Annotated in this window: 2 tRNA genes and 3 rRNA genes; all 5 read left to right on the top strand. The window is 54.4% G+C overall.

The features are described from left to right. The first annotated feature begins 172 nt into the window (after positions 1-172). The 5 genes from I4Q42_RS25720 (at position 173) to rrf (ending at position 5282) form a co-directional block, all read left to right on the top strand. Positions 173-1656 (top strand): 16S ribosomal RNA (locus I4Q42_RS25720). Positions 1657-1855: 199 nt separating this feature from the next. Further along, positions 1856-1932 (top strand) — tRNA-Ile (locus I4Q42_RS25725). Positions 1933-1999: 67 nt separating this feature from the next. Beyond that, a tRNA-Ala gene (locus tag I4Q42_RS25730) sits at positions 2000-2075 on the top strand. A gap of 202 nt (positions 2076-2277) precedes the next feature. After that, positions 2278-5066, top strand: a 23S ribosomal RNA gene (locus I4Q42_RS25735). Positions 5067-5167: 101 nt separating this feature from the next. Continuing rightward, a 5S ribosomal RNA gene (gene rrf / locus I4Q42_RS25740) occupies positions 5168-5282 on the top strand. The 16S, 23S and 5S rRNA genes sit together here with 2 tRNA genes alongside, the layout of an rRNA operon. Positions 5283-5296 lie beyond the last annotated feature (14 nt).

The following is a 5296-nucleotide window of genomic DNA, read 5'->3' on the forward strand; positions in this document are numbered from 1 at the left end:
GTTCATCTCGAACGCTGACAATTGCGGTCTCTTGAAGACACCATGAATATCATGGAGCAAAGCTTAGGCTTTGATCCATCGATGTGATTGGGAACTCGTCAAGAAACTATGCAAACCAGAACGTGACTGAGGGTTTTCCCCCTCGGTTGAATGTTTGGGTTAGCGGTCAACTCAACCTGAGAGTTTGATCCTGGCTCAGAGCGAACGCTGGCGGCAGGCCTAACACATGCAAGTCGAACGGATCCTTCGGGATTAGTGGCGGACGGGTGAGTAACACGTGGGAACGTGCCCTTTGGTTCGGAACAACTCAGGGAAACTTGAGCTAATACCGGATGTGCCCTTCGGGGGAAAGATTTATCGCCATTGGAGCGGCCCGCGTCTGATTAGCTAGTTGGTGAGGTAAAGGCTCACCAAGGCTACGATCAGTAGCTGGTCTGAGAGGATGATCAGCCACATTGGGACTGAGACACGGCCCAAACTCCTACGGGAGGCAGCAGTGGGGAATCTTGCGCAATGGGCGAAAGCCTGACGCAGCCATGCCGCGTGAATGATGAAGGTCTTAGGATTGTAAAATTCTTTCACCGGGGACGATAATGACGGTACCCGGAGAAGAAGCCCCGGCTAACTTCGTGCCAGCAGCCGCGGTAATACGAAGGGGGCTAGCGTTGCTCGGAATTACTGGGCGTAAAGGGAGCGTAGGCGGACTGTTTAGTCAGAGGTGAAAGCCCAGGGCTCAACCTTGGAATTGCCTTTGATACTGGCAGTCTTGAGTACGGAAGAGGTATGTGGAACTCCGAGTGTAGAGGTGAAATTCGTAGATATTCGGAAGAACACCAGTGGCGAAGGCGACATACTGGTCCGTTACTGACGCTGAGGCTCGAAAGCGTGGGGAGCAAACAGGATTAGATACCCTGGTAGTCCACGCTGTAAACGATGAGTGCTAGTTGTCGGCAGGCATGCCTGTCGGTGACGCAGCTAACGCATTAAGCACTCCGCCTGGGGAGTACGGTCGCAAGATTAAAACTCAAAGGAATTGACGGGGGCCCGCACAAGCGGTGGAGCATGTGGTTTAATTCGAAGCAACGCGCAGAACCTTACCACCTTTTGACATGCCTGGACATCCAGAGAGATCTGGCTTTCCCTTCGGGGACTGGGACACAGGTGCTGCATGGCTGTCGTCAGCTCGTGTCGTGAGATGTTGGGTTAAGTCCCGCAACGAGCGCAACCCTCGCTGTTAGTTGCCATCATTCAGTTGGGCACTCTAACAGGACTGCCGGAGTTAATCCGGAGGAAGGCGGGGATGACGTCAAGTCCTCATGGCCCTTACAAGGTGGGCTACACACGTGCTACAATGGCGACTACAGAGGGCTGCAATCCCGCGAGGGGGAGCCAATCCCTAAAAGTCGTCTCAGTTCGGATTGTTCTCTGCAACTCGAGAGCATGAAGTTGGAATCGCTAGTAATCGCGGATCAGCATGCCGCGGTGAATACGTTCCCGGGCCTTGTACACACCGCCCGTCACACCATGGGAGTTGGCTTTACCCGAAGGCGCTGCGCTAACTCGCAAGAGAGGCAGGCGACCACGGTAGGGTCAGCGACTGGGGTGAAGTCGTAACAAGGTAGCCGTAGGGGAACCTGCGGCTGGATCACCTCCTTTCTAAGGATGCTTCTCCAGAACTGGTCTTCGGATCGGCTCTATTGAGGCTCCAATTAGTGCGCTAGACGCACACAAATGAGCGGATCGCCGCCGTCTTCGTTTCTCTTTCCACTTGTCTCGGGCCGATCAGGTTCGAGGCACGATCGCGAGCCCAGGAGCGGGTCTGACCTGATGGTCTGATCTGATCTGTGTGGCCTATGGGCCCGTAGCTCAGTTGGTTAGAGCGCACGCTTGATAAGCGTGAGGTCATAAGTTCAAGTCTTATCGGGCCTACCACTCTTTCCAACACGGAACGCAACCGACACCAGGCTCCCCTGGGCAAAGCAACTCACACCATGTGTGAGGGGCCATAGCTCAGTTGGTAGAGCGCCTGCTTTGCAAGCAGGATGTCGTCGGTTCGAATCCGTCTGGCTCCACCATGTCTCTCCATCACCGGATGGATCGAGACTATCGCGATCGGAAAGATACAAGTTTGCAGCTGGCTCCAAGCCATCTGCGAAATGACATCGTAAAGGTAGGGTTCAGCCGCTTCAGGTTGGACTTAAGAAGACATCATAGTCTGACATGTAAAGCGCATGCCTCGGGTCCCTAGACCCGAAGCGCATGGGTTTTGCTGAGAACGATCAAGCGCATAAGGGCTTCTGACGGATGCCTTGGCATTGAGAGGCGATGAAGGACGTGGCACGCTGCGATAAGAGCCGGGGAGGCGCGAGCACCCTTTGATCCGGCTATCTCCGAATGGGGAAACCCACCTTTACGGTCACCCAACTTAGTTTCGGCTTCGGTCGGAACCAGGATTGGATGGTCGGAAGAGGTATAATGACCTGAATACATAGGGTTCATTAAGCAAACCCGGGGAACTGAAACATCTCAGTACCCGGAGGAAAGGACATCAACCGAGACTCCCGTAGTAGTGGCGAGCGAACCGGGACCAGGCCAGTGCTGTCGTGACATAAAGCTGAACGAGCTGGGAAGCTCGGCCATAGTGGGTGATAGCCCCGTAAGCGTCAAATAGCGACAGACTCGAGTAGGGCGGGACACGTGAAATCCTGTCTGAACATGGGGGGACCACCCTCCAAGCCTAAGTACTCCTCAATGACCGATAGCGAACAAGTACCGTGAGGGAAAGGTGAAAAGCACCCCGACAAGGGGAGTGAAACAGATCCTGAAATCGGAAGCCTACAAGCAGTCGGAGCCACCGCGCGTGGTGACGGCGTACCTTTTGTATAATGGGTCAGCGACTTCATGTGCCGTGCAAGCTTAAGCCGTTAGGTGTAGGCGCAGCGAAAGCGAGTCTGAATAGGGCGAATAAGTACGTCGCATGACGACCCGAAACCAGGTGATCTATCCATGAGCAGGTTGAAGGTTGGGTAACACCAACTGGAGGACCGAACCGGTGAATGTTGAAAAATTCTCGGATGACTTGTGGATAGGGGTGAAAGGCCAATCAAACCTGGACATAGCTGGTTCTCCGCGAAAACTATTTAGGTAGTGCCTCAGACGGACTCCTCGGGGGGTAGAGCACTGAATGGATGCGGGGGGAGCGATCTCTACCAATTCTAATCAAACTCCGAATACCCGAGAGAGATATCTGGGAGACACACGGCGGGTGCTAACGTCCGTCGTGAAAAGGGAAACAACCCTAACCATCATCTAAGGCCCCCAAGTACTGGCTAAGTGGGAAACGATGTGGGTTTGCTTTGACAACCAGGATGTTGGCTTAGAAGCAGCCATCATTTAAAGAAAGCGTAACAGCTCACTGGTCAAGCGAACCTGCGCGGAAAATGTAACGGGGCTAAAGCCAGTCGCCGAAGGTATGGGTTTGCACTTTGTGCAAGCGGTAGCGGAGCGTTCCGTAAGCCGATGAAGGTGAGGCGTGAGCCTTGCTGGAGGTATCGGAAGTGAGAATGCTGACATGAGTAGCGATAAAGAGGGTGAGAGACCCTCTCGCCGAAAACCCAAGGGTTCCTGCGTAAAGCTAATCTGCGCAGGGTTAGCCGGCCCCTAAGGCGAGGCCGAAAGGCGTAGTCGATGGGAACCAGGTAAATATTCCTGGGCCAGTTGGAAGTGACGGATCTGGTAAATTGTCAGTCCTTATTGGATTGGTTCTGGCAGTGAACAGGTCCCTGGAAATAACTCCAACGGAGACCGTACCCGAAACCGACACAGGTGGGTAGGTAGAGTATACCAAGGCGCTTGAGAGAACTGTGCTGAAGGAACTCGGCAAATTGCACGCGTAACTTCGGGATAAGCGTGACTCTTCTTTGGGCAACCAGAAAAGAGTGGCACAAGCCAGGGGGTAGCGACTGTTTATCAAAAACACAGGGCTCTGCGAAGCCGCAAGGCGACGTATAGGGTCTGACGCCTGCCCGGTGCCTGAAGGTTAAAAGGAGGGGTGCAAGCTCTGAATTGAAGCCCAGGTAAACGGCGGCCGTAACTATAACGGTCCTAAGGTAGCGAAATTCCTTGTCGGGTAAGTTCCGACCTGCACGAATGGCGTAACGACTTCCCCACTGTCTCCAGCACAGGCTCAGCGAAATTGAATTCCCCGTGAAGATGCGGGGTTCCCGCGGTCAGACGGAAAGACCCTATGAACCTTTACTGCAGCTTCGCCTTGGCGTTAGCAATAACATGTGTAGGATAGGTGGGAGGCTATGAAGCGCGGGCGCCAGTCTGCGTGGAGCCATCCTTGAAATACCACCCTTATTGTTGTTGACGTCTAACCGCGGCCCGTTATCCGGGTCCGGGACATGGCGTGGCGGGCAGTTTGACTGGGGCGGTCGCCTCCCAAAGTGTAACGGAGGCGCGCGATGGTGGGCTCAGACCGGTCGGAAATCGGTCGTCGAGTGCAATGGCATAAGCCCGCCTGACTGCGAGACTGACAAGTCGAGCAGAGACGAAAGTCGGCCATAGTGATCCGGTGGTCCTGCGTGGAAGGGCCATCGCTCAACGAATAAAAGGTACTCTAGGGATAACAGGCTGATTTTGCCCAAGAGTCCATATCGACGGCAAAGTTTGGCACCTCGATGTCGGCTCATCACATCCTGGGGCTGGAGCAGGTCCCAAGGGTTCGGCTGTTCGCCGATTAAAGTGGTACGTGAGCTGGGTTCAGAACGTCGTGAGACAGTTTGGTCCCTATCTGCCGTGGGTGTACGAGACTTGAGAGGATCTGTCCCTAGTACGAGAGGACCGGGATGGACACACCTCTGGTGGACCTGTCATGGCGCCAGCTGTGCAGCAGGGTAGCTAAGTGTGGAATAGATAACCGCTGAAAGCATCTAAGCGGGAAACTAACCTCAAAACAAGGTCTCGCTGAGAGCCGTGGAAGACCACCACGTTGATAGGCCGGGTGTGGAAGTGCGGCGACGCATGGAGCTTACCGGTACTAATAGCTCGATAGGCTTGATCGTTCTTCAGTCAAACCCATGACTGAGCTTTACTTCAGACTACGATGTCTTCTTCTTTGCTCTGCCTGACCTCAAAATCAGGCAGACAGCATCCTTTTTGCTGACCTGGTGGCTATGCCGGGGGTTCCCCACCCGATCCCATTCCGAACTCGGTCGTTAAGTCCCCCAGGGCCAATGGTACTTCGTCTCAAGGCGCGGGAGAGTAGGTCGCCGCCAGGTCCGCTAAAAGGATG

Origin of the sequence: Caulobacter hibisci, from assembly GCF_016135805.1 — a bacterium.
GTDB lineage: Bacteria > Pseudomonadota > Alphaproteobacteria > Caulobacterales > Caulobacteraceae > Caulobacter > Caulobacter hibisci.